Source organism: Blastochloris viridis (assembly GCF_001402875.1).
GTDB classification, from domain to species: domain Bacteria; phylum Pseudomonadota; class Alphaproteobacteria; order Rhizobiales; family Xanthobacteraceae; genus Blastochloris; species Blastochloris viridis.
Genome location: NZ_CP012946.1, coordinates 232,007 through 249,470, shown reverse-complemented (window position 1 = coordinate 249,470; position 17,464 = coordinate 232,007). Strand labels below are relative to the sequence as shown.

The 17,464-nt window shown below is 70.3% G+C and carries 16 protein-coding genes; 8 read left to right on the top strand and 8 right to left on the bottom strand.

The window, feature by feature from the left end:
• Positions 1 to 114 precede the first annotated feature (114 nt).
• The 6 genes from BVIR_RS01160 (at position 115) to BVIR_RS01135 (ending at position 5,345) form a co-directional block, all read left to right on the top strand.
• Positions 115 to 726, top strand: coding sequence for a thiamine phosphate synthase (locus tag BVIR_RS01160; RefSeq protein WP_055036079.1), 612 nt, complete (start codon positions 115 to 117; stop codon positions 724 to 726).
• A gap of 20 nt (positions 727 to 746) precedes the next feature.
• The gene (locus BVIR_RS01155) at positions 747 to 1,799 is read left to right on the top strand and encodes a tetratricopeptide repeat protein (protein ID WP_055036078.1); all 1,053 of its coding nucleotides are present in this window, start codon (positions 747 to 749) and stop codon (positions 1,797 to 1,799) included.
• 106 nt (positions 1,800 to 1,905) lie between these two features.
• A complete protein-coding gene (locus BVIR_RS01150; RefSeq protein ID WP_055036077.1) occupies positions 1,906 to 2,694 on the top strand; it encodes an inositol monophosphatase family protein in 789 nt (262 codons plus the stop codon).
• 291 nt (positions 2,695 to 2,985) lie between these two features.
• Positions 2,986 to 3,888: a MotA/TolQ/ExbB proton channel family protein gene (locus BVIR_RS01145; protein WP_055036076.1), complete on the top strand. Its 903-nt coding sequence runs from the start codon at positions 2,986 to 2,988 to the stop codon at positions 3,886 to 3,888.
• A gap of 3 nt (positions 3,889 to 3,891) precedes the next feature.
• Positions 3,892 to 4,893: a peptidoglycan -binding protein gene (locus BVIR_RS01140; protein WP_055036075.1), complete on the top strand. Its 1,002-nt coding sequence runs from the start codon at positions 3,892 to 3,894 to the stop codon at positions 4,891 to 4,893.
• On the top strand, positions 4,890 to 5,345 hold the full coding sequence (locus BVIR_RS01135; RefSeq protein WP_055036074.1) for a GNAT family N-acetyltransferase: 456 nt from the start codon (positions 4,890 to 4,892) through the stop codon (positions 5,343 to 5,345). Before BVIR_RS01140 ends, BVIR_RS01135 begins: the two co-directional genes overlap by 4 nt.
• Before the next feature lie 160 nt (positions 5,346 to 5,505).
• Here the strand turns inward: BVIR_RS01135 and BVIR_RS01130 are convergent, their stop codons facing one another.
• The 3 genes from BVIR_RS01130 to guaA all read right to left on the bottom strand — a co-directional run bounded on the left by BVIR_RS01130 (position 5,506) and on the right by guaA (position 8,373).
• The gene (locus tag BVIR_RS01130; protein WP_055036073.1) at positions 5,506 to 5,685 is read right to left on the bottom strand and encodes a hypothetical protein; all 180 of its coding nucleotides are present in this window, start codon (positions 5,683 to 5,685) and stop codon (positions 5,506 to 5,508) included.
• Positions 5,686 to 5,804: 119 nt separating this feature from the next.
• Positions 5,805 to 6,767 carry a tyrosine recombinase XerC gene (locus BVIR_RS01125; RefSeq protein WP_055036072.1) on the bottom strand — a complete coding sequence of 321 codons (963 nt, stop codon included), beginning with the start codon at positions 6,765 to 6,767 and terminating at the stop codon, positions 5,805 to 5,807.
• A 40-nt stretch (positions 6,768 to 6,807) separates the two neighbouring features.
• Positions 6,808 to 8,373 (bottom strand): glutamine-hydrolyzing GMP synthase, encoded by a 1,566-nt coding sequence (gene guaA / locus BVIR_RS01120; RefSeq protein WP_055036071.1) that lies wholly within the window; start codon positions 8,371 to 8,373, stop codon positions 6,808 to 6,810.
• 259 nt (positions 8,374 to 8,632) lie between these two features.
• Here guaA and BVIR_RS01115 point away from each other — a divergent pair, with 259 nt between their 5' ends.
• Positions 8,633 to 9,541, top strand: coding sequence for a leucyl/phenylalanyl-tRNA--protein transferase (locus BVIR_RS01115; protein ID WP_055036070.1), 909 nt, complete (start codon positions 8,633 to 8,635; stop codon positions 9,539 to 9,541).
• A 107-nt stretch (positions 9,542 to 9,648) separates the two neighbouring features.
• On the opposite strand, the gene BVIR_RS01110 is transcribed toward BVIR_RS01115, so the two are convergent.
• The 5 genes from BVIR_RS01110 to guaB form a co-directional block, all read right to left on the bottom strand.
• On the bottom strand, positions 9,649 to 10,458 hold the full coding sequence (locus BVIR_RS01110; RefSeq protein ID WP_169788563.1) for a GNAT family N-acetyltransferase: 810 nt from the start codon (positions 10,456 to 10,458) through the stop codon (positions 9,649 to 9,651).
• Between the two features lie 192 nt (positions 10,459 to 10,650).
• Positions 10,651 to 11,445 (bottom strand): hypothetical protein, encoded by a 795-nt coding sequence (locus BVIR_RS01105; RefSeq protein WP_055036068.1) that lies wholly within the window; start codon positions 11,443 to 11,445, stop codon positions 10,651 to 10,653.
• 129 nt (positions 11,446 to 11,574) lie between these two features.
• Positions 11,575 to 12,876, bottom strand: a complete 1,302-nt coding sequence (locus tag BVIR_RS01100) for an RsmB/NOP family class I SAM-dependent RNA methyltransferase (RefSeq protein WP_055036067.1) — start codon at positions 12,874 to 12,876, stop codon at positions 11,575 to 11,577.
• 386 nt (positions 12,877 to 13,262) lie between these two features.
• Complete coding sequence (locus tag BVIR_RS16205) at positions 13,263 to 13,967, bottom strand: L,D-transpeptidase (protein ID WP_082416537.1); 705 nt, start codon at positions 13,965 to 13,967, stop codon at positions 13,263 to 13,265.
• Positions 13,968 to 14,276: 309 nt separating this feature from the next.
• Positions 14,277 to 15,773, bottom strand: coding sequence for an IMP dehydrogenase (guaB, locus tag BVIR_RS01090; RefSeq protein ID WP_055036066.1), 1,497 nt, complete (start codon positions 15,771 to 15,773; stop codon positions 14,277 to 14,279).
• Between the two features lie 231 nt (positions 15,774 to 16,004).
• Here guaB and BVIR_RS01085 point away from each other — a divergent pair, with 231 nt between their 5' ends.
• Positions 16,005 to 17,441, top strand: a complete 1,437-nt coding sequence (locus BVIR_RS01085) for a DHA2 family efflux MFS transporter permease subunit (RefSeq protein WP_145911914.1) — start codon at positions 16,005 to 16,007, stop codon at positions 17,439 to 17,441.
• The last annotated feature ends 23 nt before the right edge of the window (positions 17,442 to 17,464 follow it).

Below are 17,464 nucleotides of genomic sequence, written 5' to 3'. Positions count from 1 at the left end.
GGACGATGCGAGTGCCGGTTTTTCGAAACCATCCCATTCCGACAACACCTTAAGCCGATTTTCCGGTTCCACTGACCCAAGCGTGCTTTCGAGCCAAGGCCCGAGTATCCCGACATGCGGACGCGTCTATTTCTGATCACGGCCCCGGTCGCCGACCCCAATGCCGTCATCGAGCCGCTGGCCGCGGCGCTCGGCGCCGCCGACATCGCCTCGGTTCTGCTGCGCCTGGCCGAGGCCGACGAGCGCACGCTGATCAACCGCATTCGCGCGATCGCCCCGACCGCGCAGGCGGCCGGCGCCGCGCTCCTGATCGACGGCCGGCCCGACCTCATCGCCCGCAGCGGCGCCGACGGCGTTCATGTCGCCAGCAGCAAGGTCAAGGACGCCCGCGCCCTGGTGCCGGCCGATCGCATCGTCGGCGCCTGCGGCGGCGACACCCGCCACGACGCCATGGTCGCCGGCGAGGCTGGCGCCGACTATGTCATGTTCGGCACGCCCGACGGCAGCGGCCCGCTGCTCGACGTCATCCTGGAGCGGACGGCGTGGTGGTCGCAGATCTTCGAGCCGCCCTGCGTCGCCGTCGCCGGCGATTTGCAGGAGATCGGGGTTCTCGCCGCCGCCGGCGCGGATTTCGTTGCTCTCGGCGATGCGCTATGGAATGGCCCGGACGGAGCGGCGGCCGCCATCCGTCTCGCCGCGTCGATGCTGAGGGACCGAGTGCCGTGATCGCCCGCGCCGCTGCTGTGATGTTCGCATCCCTGATCGGGGTGGCGGCAGCGTCGAGCCAGGAAGCGCCGCTGACGCTCAATCCGCCGGCCGCGCCGAAACCGGCTGCCCCCCGCCCGGTGACGCCGAAGCCGGCGCAGCCCGCCCCTGCCAAGCCGCAGCCGGGCGCGCCGACGGCTCCGCCGGCCCAGCACGCCGACGCGCCGGCCGACGCCGCGCTCGACACCGCCTATGGCGCCTTCCAGCGCGGCTTCTATCTGACGGCGTTCCATCAGGCGACGCGGCGCGCGTCGGACGCCGGCGATCCGGTGGCGATGACGCTGCTGGGCGAACTCTATTCGGCCGGCCTCGGCATTCAGCAGGACTACCGCAAGGCCGCCGACTGGTACCGCCTCGCCACCGCCCGCAACGAGCCGATTGCGGCGTTCCAGCTCGGCGTGCTGTACCTGGAGGGCCGCGGCGTCGCCAAGGATCGCGGCGAGGCGGCCAAGCTGTTCCGCCGCTCCGCCGACGCCGGCTACGCCCCCGCCGCCTACAATCTCGCTTTGCTCTACATCGAAGGCCAGGCCTTCCCGCAGGATTTGGCGCAGGCCGCCCACTGGTTCCGGGTGGCGGCCGAGAAGGACCTTCCGGAGGCGCAGTACGGGCTCGCCGTTTTCTACAAGGACGGCCGCGGCCTCGCGCCCGACCGCGCCCAGGCGGCGCGGTGGTTCGCCCGCGCTGCCGCGCTCGACAATGTCGACGCCATGATCGATTACGCCATTGCCCTGTTCAACGGCGACGGCATCGACAAGGACGAGGAGGCCGCCGTGCGCTGGTTCCGCAAGGCGGCGCTGAAAGGCAGCGCGATCGCCTGGAACCGCTATGCCCGCCTGCTGCTCGCCGGCCGCGGCGTTGCCGCCGACCGCGTCCAGGCGGCGCGCTGGCACCTGATGGCGCGCTCGGTCGGCCTGTCCGACCCCTGGCTCGACCAGCAGATCACCAACTTGACGCCGCAGGAGCGCGCCAAGGCCGAAGCGGACGCCCGCGCCTGGCTCAAGCAGCCGGCGGCGAGCACACTGGGCCAGCGCTGAGCGGGCGGCAGCTCATCCGGTTCGGGGTGGCGCCGGCGCCCGCGGGTCTATAGAGAGCGCAACTTGCCGCCACCGAGTTCCGTCTCCCCCAATCGCAAGGTCTGTCATGCTGCGCTCACCCCTTCTAACAGTCATGGTCCAGGCCGCCCTCAAGGCCGGCCGTAGCCTGAAGCGCGATTTCGGCGAGGTCGAGGAACTGCAGGTCTCGCTCAAGGGCCCGGCCAATTTCGTCTCGATCGCCGACCGCCGGGCCGAACAGGTGGTCTACACCGAGCTCAAGAAGGCTCGCCCCGACTACGGCTTCCTGATGGAGGAAAGCGGCGCGGTCGACGGCCCGGACAAGAGCCACCGCTGGCTGGTCGACCCGCTCGACGGCACCACCAACTTCCTCCACGGCATCCCGCATTTCGCGGTCTCGATCGGCCTGGAGCGCGACGGCGTTCCGGTCGCCGGCGTGGTCTACAATCCCGCCACCGACGAGCTGTTCACCGCCGAGCGCGGCCGCGGCGCCTTCCTCAACGACCGTCGGCTGCGGGTCGGCGCCCGCCGCGACCTCGGCAACGCCGTGATCACGTGCGGCATCCCCCACCTCGGCCGCGGCGATCACGACCGCTTCCGCCGCGAGCTGACGGTGGTGCAGACCAAGGCCGCCGGCCTGCGCCGGCTCGGCGCCGCCTCGCTCGACCTTGCCTGGGTCGCCGCCGGGCGGTTCGACGGCTATTGGGAGCGCCACCTGTCGCCGTGGGACATCGGCGCCGGCATCGTGCTGGTCCGCGAGGCGGGCGGCTATGTCAGCGACATCGCCGGCGGCGACGACATGTTGGCGACCGGCGATATCCTTGCCGGTAACGAGGCGATCCAACGCAGCCTGTTGACGACGCTCAAGACGGCCTGAAAGCTCTCTATAACGCCTCGCGCTCGGACACCGCGTTCCGCCCGGCCGGTTCCGATATCGTCCGAAACACGATCGATCCGGCCGGAGTGTCGCCGTCCGGTCGCCGAAACATCCCTTTCCGGTCAAGCATTTTTCGGCGACGTTGTGTCCAAGATCGCATCGCCCGGACCCCGATCGACTCGCTCGGGCTCCGGGCGGCGTCCGCACCGCCACGCCTGCGCCATCAGCGCAGGCTAACAGTCTTAGCGACGGTTTGCGGCGGCTCCGCCGCGACAAACATACGTTGAAGCGATGGCGCGCGGAATCGACCCCTTCAAGCTCGGCTCCCCCCGCATCTATCTGGTGCGGATGGCGGTATTCCTGGCGCTGGCAGCGCTGCTCGCCCTGGTGCTGTGGCGCCAGATCTGGCAGGCCTTTCTGGCCAATCCCGGCCTCAACGGCGTCATCCTCGGCGTGCTTGCGGTCGGTCTCGTGCTGGCAGTCCGGCAGGTGACGCGGCTGTTCGCCGAGGTTCGGTGGGTCAACGGTGTCCGCATTGCCGACCCGGGCGCCGAGGTGGCGCGGCCGCCGGTGCTGCTGGCGCCGATGGCGGCGCTGCTCGGCGAGCGGATCGGCCGCATGGCGATTTCGCAAGCGACCATGCGCGCCATCATGGATTCGATCGGCAACCGGCTCGACGAGAGCCGCGACGTTCTGCGCTACCTCACCGGACTTTTGGTGTTCCTCGGCCTGCTCGGCACCTTCTGGGGCCTGATCGAGACCATCGGCTCGATCGGCAAGGTGGTGGCGGCGATGGAGGTGGGCGCCGACGCCGGCGCGATGTTCGAGGATCTGAAGGCCGGGCTGTCGCGGCCGCTCGGCGGCATGGGCATCGCGTTCTCGTCGTCGCTGTTCGGGCTCGCCGGCTCGCTCGTTCTGGGCTTCCTCGACCTTCAGGCCGGTCAGGCCCAGACCCGGTTCTACACCGACCTTGAGGACTGGCTGGCGAGCGTCGTGCGCGACATCGGCGCCTCCGATCAGGCCAAGCCCGCCGGCACGGCGGCGCTGGCCGACAGCATCCGCAGCCTGGTCGAGCAGATGCGCGGCGAACAGGCGCTGATGCGGCGGTGGGTCGAAGGCCAGGCCGCCGAACAGGCGGAAATCCGCAAGCTGCTGGAGCGCTTGGTCGCGCCCAGCGAATCGGGACGGAGATGAGCGATGGCGCTGGGGCGGGGCCGCCGGCGCGAGCGGGCGATCGACTACTGGCCGGGCTTCGTCGACGCGCTGTCGACGCTGATCCTGGTGTTCGTCTTTCTGCTCACCGTGTTCGTGCTGGCGCAGTACGTCCTCACCCAGCAGATCGCCGGCAAGGAGACTGCTCTTGGCCGGCTCACCGCCCAGATCCGCCAGCTCACCGACCTCCTGTCGCTGGAGCGCGGCAGCAAGGCGGCGATCGATGAACAGCTGACCGTGCTGCAGGAGACGTTGCGCACCAGCGAGGCCGAGCGCCGCCGGATGCAGGGCCTGCTCGATGGCCAGGGCGCGGGCGGCAGCGCCGCCGCGATCGAGGCCGAGCGCCAGCTGTCCCGCCAGCAACTCTCCCAGATCGAGCTGCTCAACCAGCAGACCGCCGCGCTTCGCCGCCAGATCGCGGCGCTGGAGGAGGCGCTCGGCGCCGCCGAGGCGCGCGACCTCGGCAGCCAGACCAAGATCGGCGACCTCGGCCGCCGCCTCAATGTGGCGCTGGCTCAGCGGGTGCAGGAGCTGGCGCGCTACCGCTCGGAGTTCTTCGGCCGGCTGCGCGAGAGCCTTGGCAACCGCCCGGACGTGCGCATCGTCGGCGACCGCTTCGTGCTGCAATCGGAAGTGTTCTTCGACGCCGGCTCGGCCCAGCTCCGGGCCGAGGGCCGCGGCGAGCTCGACAAGCTGGCCGGCCTGGTCGCAGAGTTCGAGCGGACCATTCCCACCGACCTCGCCTGGGTGCTGCGCGTCGACGGCCACACCGACCGCCGGCCGATTGCGACCGCGCCGTTCCCCTCCAACTGGGAATTGTCGGCAGCGCGCGCCATATCGGTGGTGCAGTATCTGATCGCGCGGGGCCTGTCGCCGCAGCGGCTGGTCGCCGCCGGGTTCGGCGAGTTCCAACCGCTCGATCCCGCCGACGGCGAGGACGCCTTCCGCCGCAACCGCCGCATCGAGCTGAAACTGACCGAGCGATGAGCAACGCCAACCCGATCACGCTGCGCCCGCTCGCGCCGGGCGACCTCGCTCAGATCGAGGCGCTGTGGGTGGCCGGCTGGCAGGCGACCATGCCCGACATCGATTTCGCCCAGCGCCTGCCCTGGTTCCGCGAACACATGGCCTCGCTGATGCGCGATGATTACGCCGTGACCTGTGCCGTCGACGCGGCGGATCGGGTGGTCGGCTTCACCGCCGTCTCCGAGAGCCAAGGTCACCTCGCCCAGATCGCCGTCCATCCCGATCAGTGGGGAAGCGAGGCGGCCGACCTGTTGATCGTCGCCGCCCAGCACTGCGCCGGCCAGCTCACCCTCGACGTCAACCAGGAAAATCCGCGCGCCGTGCGTTTTTACGAAAAGCACGGCTTTCGGCGGCTGCGGGCGGACGTCAATTCCGCCTCGGGCCGGCCGACCTGGTGGTACGGCTGGCCGTGATGCGGCGGCGCCAATGCCGTCCCGCGGGCCGCCGCGCCACGGACCATCTGGGCCGCCGGGCCGTCCAAACGCGAGGACGCCCGGATGGGGGTGTCCGGGCGTCCAAGGCGGGGGAACTTGACGCCATGCGGCCGCGCGGCCGCACAGCGGTTTGGCACGGTCACTTGGTTTCGGTGGCGGTCGCTTTCACCGACGACGCCGGCACGGACGATGCCTGAGCGGTGGTGATCGGCGAATAGTCGCCGTTGGAAGCTGAGGTGTTCTTCGCGCCCGAGCAAGCGGACGCAGCGAGGGGGGCGGCCAGCACCAGAGCCGCAGCAACAGCGAGCGTTTTGGTCATCGGGTCTTCCCTGATCGCCGGATCGTTTCGATCCATTGACCCGAGCATTCCCTGCTTTCCCTGAGGTGACAACTCGCAATTCCGTGAATTACTGCGACGCGTGGTCTCAGGCCCCCGCTTCAGCTGCGAGCTCTGGGATGGGCGGCGCGGTAGGCCGCCATCAGCTGGGTGGTGTCGACAGCGGTATAGACCTGGGTGGTCGACAGCGAGGCGTGGCCGAGCAGGTCCTGGATGGCGCGCAGATCGCCGCCCTTTGCCAGCAGGTGCGTCGCGAACGAGTGGCGCAACGCGTGCGGCGTCGCGGTCTCCGGCAGGCCGAGCGCGCCGCGCAGCGTGGCCATCGCCAGTTGGATGATGCGCGGCGACAGCGGCCCGCCCTTGACGCCGACGAACAGCGGGCCGTCGGGGTCGAGCGGATAGGGGCACAGCTTGAGATAATCGGTGATGCCCGCGGCGACTTTCGCCAGCACCGGCACCATGCGGGTCTTGCCGCCCTTGCCGGTGATACGCAGCGCAGCACCGGGCGCCGGCGCCTCGCGCCGCCGGAGCGACAGCGCTTCGGAAATGCGCAGGCCGCAGCCATAGCAAAGCGCCAGCACCGCGGCGTCGCGCACCAGCACCCAGGTCTCGCGCGCCTCGAAGGCACGGGTGTCGGCGTCGGCAACCGCCTTGGCGTCTAAGATGGAGAGCGGCCGCGGCAGGCGCGGCTTGGCCTTCGGCGTCGACACCGCCTTGAGGGCGCCGACCTTGCCCTGCCCGTTGCGCTCCAGGAAGCGGCCGAACGAGCGCACCCCAGCCAGCACCCGGCCCAAGGAGCGCTGGTCGAGCCCGCTTGAGCGGCGCTCGGCGAGAAAGGCGCGCACGTCGCGCGGCTCAAGGGCGGCGAGATCGGGCAGGTCCGGCGGCTCGCCGAGGTGGCCGGCGAGAAAGGTGAGAAACTGCCGCACGTCGCGGCGGTAGGCCTCGACGGTCTTCGGCGAGCACCGCCGCTCGTGCTCCAGATAGCCGAGCCAGCGTCGGACCGCGGCAATCACCGAGGGCGCGGCAGGAACCAAAGTGAGAGGGTCGGGCGTATCGGACATGAGTGTCAGCTTGGCGGGGTGGTGCCCGGAACCGCAAGTGTCACTCCCACTCGATGGTCCCCGGCGGCTTGCTGGTGACGTCATAGACCACGCGGTTGACGCCTTTGACCTCGTTGATAATGCGGGTTGCGGCGTGGCCGAGGAAGCGCATGTCGAACGGGTAGAAGTCCGCCGTCATGCCGTCGACGCTGGTCACCGCGCGCAGCGCCACCACGTTGTCGTAGGTGCGGCCATCGCCCATCACCCCCACCGTGCGCACCGGCAACAGCACCGCGAACGCCTGCCAGATCTCGTCATAGAGCCCGGCTCGCCGGATTTCCTCGATATAGATCTCGTCGGCGAGGCGCAGGGTGTCGAGCTTGTCCTTGGTGATCTCGCCGGGGCAGCGGATGGCAAGGCCCGGCCCCGGGAACGGATGGCGGCCGACGAACGCCTCCGGCAGGCCGAGCTCGCGGCCGAGCGCGCGCACCTCGTCCTTGAACAGCTCGCGCAGCGGCTCGACCAGCTTCATGTTCATGCGTTCGGGCAGGCCGCCGACATTGTGGTGGCTCTTGATCGTCACCGATGGCCCGCCGGTGAACGACACGCTCTCGATCACGTCCGGATAGAGCGTGCCTTGGGCGAGGAAGCTCGCGCCGCCGATCTTCTTTGCCTCGGCCTCGAACACGTCGATGAACAGCCGCCCGATGGTCTTGCGCTTGGCCTCGGGGTCGGTGACGCCGGCGAGTTCCTTAAGGAAAAGCTCCTCGGCTTCCACCAGGGTCAGCGGAATGTTGTAGGCGTTGCGGAACAGCGCCATCACTTTCTTGGCCTCGCCGAGGCGGAGCAGGCCATGGTCGACGAACACGCAGCTGAGCTGATCGCCGATCGCCTCGTGCAGCAGCACGGCCGCCACCGCGGAATCGACGCCGCCGGACAGCCCGCAGATCACCTTCTCGGCACCGACCTGCGCGCGAATATGCGCGATCGCCTCGTCCTTGAAGGCGCGCATGGTCCAGTCGCCCTTGGCGCCGGCAATGTTGCGCACAAAATTGCGCAGCAAAGCCGCGCCGTGCGGGGTGTGCACCACCTCGGGGTGGAACTGCACGCCGTAGAAGCGGCGCGCCTCATTGGCGATGGCGGCGAATGGCGCGTTGGGCGACACCCCGACCACCGAGAAGCCCGCGGGCAGCTTCGTCACGCGGTCGCCGTGGCTCATCCATACCGGATACTTCTCGCCCTCGCGCCACACCCCCTCGAACAGCGCCGATCCCGCGGTGACCTCGACCTCGGCGCGGCCGAACTCGCGATGGTGGCCGCCCTCGACGTTGCCGCCGAGCTGGGCCACCATGGTCTGCTCGCCGTAGCAGATACCGAGCACCGGCACGCCGGCCTCGAAGATCGCTTGCGGCGCCCGCGGCGAGGCCGTTTCGGTGACCGAGGCCGGGCCGCCGGACAGGATGACGCCGATCGGAGCCATCGCCTTGAACGCCGCTTCGGCGTGCTGGAACGGCACGATCTCGGAATAGACCCCCTCTTCGCGCACCCGGCGGGCGATCAGCTGGGTCACCTGGGAGCCGAAATCGACGATGAGGATTTTGTCGTGGGACGGGCGGGTCTGGGTCATGTGCCGTTGAAGCCTGGCCGTGAGGGATTTCAGCCGCCGGGAGGACGCCGTCGCACCGCGGACGGTTAGGACAACGCCGCGGCCGTGGCGGGTCTTGGGCGTGTTGCCCGCGTTCTTGCGGCGCGGCTTCGGTCGGGTCAAGCCCCTGTGCTGACAACGGCGGCCGCAGTGCCGGAACGGCAGGCCGCCGCACGGGCGAGGTGGACATTCACCCTCGCGCGCCTAACCTTGTTGCAGCGGTAACCGGCAGACCTCGCGCATGACCCCTGGCTCACCACCGTCGGACCCGATCCGCTCCGCCGAACTCCCCGCCGATCGCCGCGCGCGGCTGTTCCGGGAGACGCCGGCGGAATGGACGCAGCGCCATATCCTCGGCATGGCCTGGGCGCTGAAGCCCCAGCGCCTCAAGGCGGTGCCCAACCTGGCGCGCCTGGTGCTGGCGGACCTGCTGGCGCCGCCCGCCGGCTTGCCGGACCCGGACCAGGCGCTGGACCGGCCGGCCGGGCTTGCCGGCATCGCCCACGATCTCAGCGTGCCGACGCTGATGGAAGCTCACCGCCGCGGGCTTTACCCGTTCTGCCACCTCGGCCCGATGAAGTGGTGGTCGCCGCCCACCCGCAGCGTGCTGTTCTTCGACGAATTTCATATCGCCCGGCGGCTACGCCAGCAGATGCGGCAGGACCGTTACACCGTGACGTTCGACCGCGATTTCGAGAGTGTTATCAAAGGCTGCGCCGCTCGCCGCGAGGGAAGGTGGCACCTCACCTGGGTGACGCCGCCGATCATGCACGCCTATTGCGCGCTGTTCGACGCCGGCCACGCCCACTCGTTCGAGGTGTGGGACCGCGCCGGCGCGCTGGTCGGCGGCGGCTATGGCGTCGCGGTCGGCAATTCGTTCGTCGGCGAGTCGCTGTTCTCGGCCGAACCCAATACCTCGAAGATCGGCTTTACCGTGCTCAACTGGCACTTGGCGAAGTGGGGCTTTGCCTTCCACGACAGCAAGGAACTGTCACCGACCCTGCGCGGCATGGGCTTTCGCATCATTCCCCGCCGCGAGTTCCTCGACCGGCTGGCGCTGGCCGCCGCCCAGCCCGGGCGTCCAGGCCGGTGGCACGTCGAAGCCGACGTCCGGGCGGTCGCCGACTGGCGGCCCGGCGCAACCACTTGATACGCGGCCCGTGAGATCACCGCGTGATCGCGACGACGGCGCCGTGTTGAACAGACGTCTTCGGCGGCGTCGTTTCCGCGATCACGAGGTGATCGTCCGGCCGCGGCCTAGGACTTCTGAGGTGTGTAGTTGTCGCGCAGGTAGCTTTCCCGGAACCCGGCCCGCACGATGTTGGCGTAGGACTGGCGATCCTCGCCGGTGTCGGGGTCTTTGCGGGTGCAGGTGGTGATGGTGCGGCAGCCGTGGTCGAGCGCGGCGGCGATGCGGGCCGACAGCAGCGCCGAGTGGCTGCCCCGGCCGCGGAACGCCGGCACGGTGGCGCACCAGTCGAGCCAGGCGGTTTCTCCGGAAATGAACATTGCGCCGACGCCTGCCGCCTCGCCGTCGGCAAAGCTCATGAAGGCGTGCCAGCCCGGCGCCTCCGGCAGTCGCGACAGCCAGCCCTGGGCGGCCTGCCCCAGCTCGAGCGCGTCGCAGACGATGCGGGCGAACTCCGGGCCGTCGGCGGCGCCGATCCGCCGCACCTCGAAGCTGTGCGGCCGCGGCGTCGGCGGCTCGCTGCGCCCGCGCACGAATTTCATCCAGCCCGGCGCACGGACGAAGCCGCGCCCGGCGATCCAGGTCGCCGCCCGGCTGGGCGAGGCATCGGGATGCCAGTGCACGATGTAGCTGCCGACTCCGGCGCGTTGATAGGCGTCGGCCAGCGCGCTGATGGTCTCGGGCTCGGCCGGGCGGTCGAGCCCGAGGCCGATGGCGCGGTTGACCGCGGTTGCGGTCGGCGGCAGCTTGGCGGCGATCGAAACGGTCACCCCGCCGATCGTCTCAAGCTTCAGGCCGGCGGCCTTGCGGTCTTCTTCGGTTGCAGATTTGTGCAGCGATACCAATGCATCGCGTTCGACGGCTTCGATCTGGAACACCTTGATCCTCCCCATTTTTTTGAAGTCGCCGCCGTTATCGGCGGTCGTTCTTAAGTCTATCATATGCTACCGCTGTGGTTGAATCCCTGCGACATTGTGACAAGGTGACGGATTGGCTGACGGCGCCCTGGGCATGAGTCGCCGCAGAGCGTTAGCGCGACAAATAACTCGGAAATCGCCGGCCGGAGCGGCTCACCGCGCCAGGTTGCCGAGCCGCCACGCCGCCCGGTCCGCCGGATCAAGCTGTTCGGGATCAAAGGGTTGGCTGGTCGGCGCGTCGAGAACGTCGGCGGGGGGACGGATCGGCGCCCACGCCGTCGGCGGCTGCGGGCGGGGCTTGACGGCCTGACGGGGCGGGGCAGCGGGCTCGACCAGCGGCGGCGGCGGCTCCACCGGCATCGGCATCACAACCGATCCGGTCACCCCGTCGCCGGGTCGCACGCCGGCGACCGTCGGGTCCGGGTGCCGGATCTCGACCGGTTTGGCCTCGACATGGTCGGTATCCTGGCGCGTCTGGCCGAGGGCGGTCGGGCGCGGCAGCGGAACCGGCACCGCGGCCGGCGCCGCGGCCTGTGTTGCCGTTGCGGCAGGCGGCGGCCCGGCCAGCGACGGCTCGGCCGGCCCCGGCGTGGCCGGGTCGGGGCCGTCCTTGATCAGCACCGCCCTGAACGCCTCCAGCGCGTCCGGATCGACGGTGCCGCAGCTCTGCTCGAACGCCTCGACGTCGCGCCGGATCAGCCGGCGCTGGGTGTCGGGGTCGACGTTCTTGTCGATGGCGGCGACGATCGAGCCGCGCAGGCCCTTGCAGGTCGCCGCGGTCGACAGATTGTTGGAATAGACCGAATAGGCGGTGGTGATGCCGAACGGCACCGCCAGCACGGCGCCGATCGCCTGCATCACGGTGACGATACGGCCGATCCGGGCAAGCAGGCTGCGGCGGGGCGGGGACGCCGGCCCCTGGTCGAAAGGAAGATCGGTCGCGGACACCTCGAACCTCTGTCGTTGACGGCAGGACCCTCCAATCACTCTCCCGCGGTGACCATTTCGCGCCCGGAATTTGGCAATGGCCGGCGAAAACCGGCCGGCTTTGCGGCAGGGTTCAATCCCCGGCCGGAATCAACCCTCGCGCGTGATCAGCGCGACGAAAAAGCCGTCGGTGTCGGTGCGGGCCGGGGTCATGGTCAGGCCGACCTCGCTGGTGCGCACCGCCTTCAGGAACAGCATCGCCCGCTCGCCCAAAGCCGCGGCGACCTCCGCCGGCGGCCGCGCCCGCCAGCCGGGGTGGCGGGCGAGAAAGGCCTCGATCTGGCCGTCGTTTTCCTCCGGCAGCAGCGAGCAGGTGACGTAGGCGATCCGCCCGCCCGGCTTGACGAAGCGCGTCGCCTGGTCGAGCAGCTCGGCCTGCTGCTCGGTGCGCTGGGCGAGTGCGCCCGGCCGCAGCCGCCACTTGGCGTCGGGGTTGCGCCGCCAGGTGCCGGTGCCGGTGCACGGCGCGTCGATCACCACAAGGTCCATGTGGCCGGCGAGGTCGGCCAGCACGTCGCGCGGCCCCTTCGGCGCGCGCACCTGGACATTGCGGGTGCCGGCGCGCTCCAGCCGCGGAAAGATCGGCGCCAGCCGCCGGCTGTCGGTGTCGAACGCGAACACCTGGCCGCGATTGGCCATCGCCGCCGCCAGCGCCAGCGTCTTGCCGCCGCCGCCGGCGCACAGGTCGAGCACCTGCTCGCCGGGGGCTGCGCCGCTGAGCAGGGCGGCGAGCTGGGAGCCCTCGTCCTGGATCTCGATCAGGCCCTTGACGAAGCACGGCTCGGCCTGCACCGCCGGGCTCTTGCCGTCGGCGGCGACTTTGATGCGCAGGCCGTCCGGCGACCACCGCGTCTCGGTCGCGCCGAAATGGGCGAGCGCCGCCATCGCGTCGTCGCGGTCGGCCTTGAGGCTGTTGACGCGGAGGTCGAGCGGGGCGCGGGCGGCCAGGGCGCGGCCTTCCTCGACCCGCTCGGCGCCGAACGCCGCGGCCAGCGGCGCGTCGAGCCATTCCGGATAATCGCCCGCCACCCACGGCGGGGCGCCGTCGAGGCTGGTGCTGGCGAGGCGCTGGCGCTCGTCGTCGGTGAGCGGCGCCGGGCCGTGCGCGACACCGTCGAACAGCCGGTCGATGGCGGCGACGTCGAGCTCGCGGGCGAGCCGCAGCATGCCGATCATCGCCGCGCGCGGCGTCTCCGCTGCCATCAGCCACGCTGCCGAGGCTTTGCGCCGCAGCGCGTCATAGGCCAGCCCGGCGATGGCGGCGCGGTCGCCGGAGCCGGCGAAACGGTGGGACAGTCCCCAATCCTTCAGCGCATCCGCGGCCGGGCGGCGGCGGGCGTCGATATCGGTGAGGACGGCGATGGCGGCTTCGATGCGGGCTGAAGGGGTCATGTCCCTCTGTCGCGGCGCGGGCGCGAAAGATCAAGGCAAACATCGTGGCCAAAGATCGCAGGCAGTGCGCCAGGGGGCGGGGTTTCCACGCCGGCCATTGTCCCGGACGGCGCGAAGCGCCGCGAACCCCCGGTCGTTCCGGGCGAAGCGAAGCTGAGACTCCGAACCCATGATCCGCGACGTTTCCGGCACCGGCAGCGCCAGCGATGCCGCACCGCTGCGGACGACGGCGCCAGGTCTCCCGCCGGGGGCCGGCCGGCTTTGGACGCCGGACGGCGCAAAGCGCCGCGCCGGGACCGTTGGCGGGAGAGGTGACGTGTTCTGCGCACGATCCCGGGTCGCGGGCCTTCGGCCCTTACCCGGGACGACGAGAGCACGCCGGGGTATCAACGCATCACCATCACCTTGGCACCGAGCCGCACCCGCTCAAAGAGGTCGATGACGTCGGCATTGTGCATGCGGAAGCAGCCCGACGACACCGCCTGCCCGATGGTGCCCGGCTCGTTGGAGCCATGGATGCGGTAGAGCGTCGAGCCGAGATAGATGGCGCGGGCGCCGAGCGGATTGTCCTCGCCGCCGGCCATGTAGCGCGGCAGATCGGGACGGCGCCGCAGCATCTCGGACGGCGGGCGCCAGTCCGGCCACTTCTCCTTGCGGCTGACGCTGTGGGTGCCGCGCCACTGGAAGCCGTCGCGGCCGACGCCGATGGCGTAGCGCAGCGCAGTGCCGTTCGGCTGCACCAGATAGAGCTGGCGCTGCTCGGTCGAGATCAGGATGGTTCCCGGCGCCTCGCGGCCGGAATAGGGCACCACGGCGCGGGTCACCGAGGCCGAGCCGCGTTCGCGCTGCGGCTCGAACGGCCAGAAATTGCGGTCCGGCTCCCGCGTCGCGAACGGGTCGCGGTAGACCGCCCGTTCGCGATAGCTGTCCTGCCCGCGATAGACCGGCGGGCGGTTGAAGGTGTCGAAGAAGGCGAGCTGGCGATAGCTGCCGGGGTCGAGCGGCAGCGGCGTGCCGGCGGTCCCGGGGGCCGCGCCGGCGGTGGCGATGGTGGCCGCCGTGACGGCCAAAGCGAGAGCGAAACGACGCATGACTGTCTCCCTGTCATTTTATGCCGTCCCAACTTGGTCGCTTCGGCTGCCGGGACGGTTCACACGTCCAACGCTGGCCAAGCCTGGGTGGCGCCGCCTCACCGATCACTTCGCGATCACGCGCGCGTGATCGCCTGTACGTGGCTGCCGCTGCCGGCGGCCCGACACCGCCGCGACGGCGGAAAACCCGGCATAAACACGCCGAGGAAACCCGGCCGGCGGCTTGCCCGCAACGGCTGAGGCGAGGGCCGGCAGGCGCGCGGGCGCGGCGATGAACGCCGTCGCCCCGGCTGGCCGCCGGATGCCCGATCACACCCGCGTCGGGTAGTTCGGGCTCTCGCGGGTGATGGAGACATCGTGGACGTGGCTCTCGCGCAGGCCGGCGCTGGTGATGCGCACGAACTCCGCCTTTTCCTGGAACTCGGGGATGGTCTTGGCACCGACATAGCCCATCGCCGCCCGCAGCCCCCCGGCGAGCTGGTGCACCACGTTGGCGACCGGGCCCTTGTAGGCGACCTGGCCCTCGATGCCCTCCGGCACCAGCTTCAGGGTATCGCCGACGTCCTGCTGGAAATAGCGGTCGGCCGAGCCGCGCGACATCGCGCCGACCGAGCCCATGCCGCGATAGCTCTTGTAGGAACGGCCCTGGTAGAGAAACACCTCGCCGGGGGTCTCGTCGGTGCCGGCGAGCAGCGAGCCGACCATGGCGCATTCGGCGCCGGCGGCGAGCGCCTTGGCGAGGTCGCCGGAAAACTTGATGCCGCCGTCGGCGATCACCGGCACGCCCTTGGCGGAGGCGGCGTCGACCGCGTCCATGATGGCGGTGAGCTGCGGCACGCCGACGCCGGCGACGATGCGGGTGGTGCAGATCGAGCCCGGGCCGATGCCGACCTTGACGGCGTCGCTGCCAGCGTCGATCAGCGCCCGCGCGCCCTCGGCAGTGGCGACGTTGCCGGCCACCACCTGCACCTTGTTGGACAGCCGCTTGATGCGGTCGACCGCCTCCAGCACCCGCACCGAATGGCCGTGGGCGGTGTCGATCACCAACAGGTCGACGCCGGCGTCGATCAGCTGCTCGGAGCGGGCGAAGCCGTTGTCACCCACCGTCGAGGCGGCGGCGACGCGCAGCCGGCCCTGCTCGTCCTTGCAGGCGTTGGGATTGGCGACCTGCTTTTCGATGTCCTTCACCGTGATCAGGCCGATGCAGCGGTAGTCCTCGTCGACCACCACCAGCTTCTCGATGCGATGCTGGTGGAGCAGGCGCTTGGCCTCGCTCTGGTTGACGCCCTCGCGCACCGTGACCAGCTTCTCCTTGGTCATCAGCTCGGACACCGGCTGGTCGGGATTGGTGGCGAAGCGCACGTCGCGGTTGGTGAGGATGCCAACCAGCCGGCCGGCGAGGCCGGTGCCGCCGCCTTCCACCACCGGAATGCCGGAGATGCCGTGGCGCTTCATCAATTGCAGCGCGCTGGCCAGCGGCGCCTGGGGGTCGATGGTGATGGGGTTGACCACCATGCCGCTTTCGAAGCGCTTGACCTGCCGGACCTGCTCGGCCTGCACCTCGGGTTCGAGATTGCGGTGGATGCAGCCGATGCCGCCGGCCTGGGCCATGGCGATGGCCATCTTGGTCTCGGTGACGGTGTCCATCCCCGAGGCGATCAGCGGCAGATTGAGGGTGATCGAGCGGGTGATTCGCGACCGGATGTCGGCCTCGCCCGGCATCACTTCGGAGCGGCCGGGCTTGAGCAGCACGTCGTCAAAGGTGAGCGCTTCGACGATCGGTCCTTGGAATGAAATGCGCGACATGCCAACCCCCTGATACGGCAAAGGGCGCGCAGCCGGTGCGTCTTGCGCGCCCTGAATTTCGAGTTGACGTCGGCTCCTATCACGGCTGGGTGGCGATTCAAAGACGGAACCGCGGGTCAGATCCGATCCATACCGGATCGTGATCGCGGGCGCCTCGCCTCGGCACGCCGAAGCGGGCATATAGCGGTGTCGCCCCACAGCTTTCCCCGTCCATCGCTGCCCCGGCTACCCGTGCCCCGCGAACGCCTCGTCCCCCTCATCGTCGCCGTCGCGTTGTTCATGGAGAACATGGACGCCACGGTGATCGCCACCTCGCTGCCGGCGATCGCCGCCGACCTCGGCGAGAGCCCGATCGCGCTCAAGCTGGCGCTGACCTCCTATCTGCTGTCGCTGGCGGTGTTCATCCCGGCCTCGGGCTGGACCGCCGACCGCTTCGGCGCCCGCACGGTGTTCCGCCTCGCCATCGCGGTGTTCACCGTCGGCTCGGTCGCCTGCGGCTTCGCCGATTCGCTGGCCGGGCTGGTCGCCGCCCGCGTGCTGCAGGGGATGGGCGGGGCGATGATGACGCCGGTCGGCCGCCTGTTGCTGGTGCGCTCGGTCGACAAGAGCGCGCTGGTCAACGCCATGGCGTGGCTCACCGTGCCGGCGCTGATCGGCCCGATGGTCGGGCCGCCGCTGGGCGGCTGGATCACCACCGCGTTTGCCTGGCAGTGGGTGTTCTGGATCAACGTGCCGATCGGCCTGATCGGCATCGTGCTGGTGACGCGCTATATCGAGGACGTGCGCGAGCCGAGCCCCGGCCCGTTCGATACCACCGGCTTTTTGCTGTCGGGCGTTGGCGTCGCCGGCCTCGCCTTCGGGCTGTCGGTGGCCGGGCTGGAGGTGCTCTCGCTGGCGGCGACCGCCGCCATCCTGGTCGCCGGGCTCGCCGCGGCCGTGCTCTATGTCCGCCATTCCCGGCGGACGCCACAGCCGATCCTCGATCTGTCGCTGCTCGCCATTGCGACCTTCCGCGCCAGCTTCGTCGGCGGCTTTCTGGTGCGGGTCGGCGTCGGCGCCCTGCCGTTCCTGCTGCCGCTGATGCTGCAGCTCGGCTTCGGCCTGTCGCCACTGCAATCGGGCCTCATCACCTTCGCCGCCGCGGTGGGCGCGCTCAGTATGAAGACGGTGGCCGGGCCGATCCTGCGCCGGTTCGGCTACCGCACCGTGCTGACGGTGAACGCCCTTTTGTGCGCCGGCTCGGTCGCGGTGTGCGCGCTGTTCGAGGCCGCAACGCCCTATTGGGTGGTGGTGGGGCTGCTGGTGGCCGGCGGCTTCGTGCGCTCGCTGCAGTTCACCTCGATCAACACCATCGCGTTCGCCGACATCGAGCGGGCGCGGATGAGCGCGGCGACCAGCCTGTCCAGCGTCGGCCAGCAGGTGTCGCTGTCGAGCGGGGTCGCCATCGGCGCGCTGGTGCTGGAGACGCTGCTGCGCCTGCGCGGCGACACCGTGCTGCGGGTGGAGGACTTCCACGCCGCCTTCCTCGCGGTGTCGCTGGTGACGGCGGCGGCGGCGCTGGTGTTCTTCAGGCTCACGCCCGACGCCGGCGCCGCCCTCACCGCCCGCACCGCCGAGGACCGCGCCGAGATCGAAATTTCGAAGAGCAGCGAGCCCGGCAGCCGTTGACAGTCCGGCGCGTGCGCGTGTCA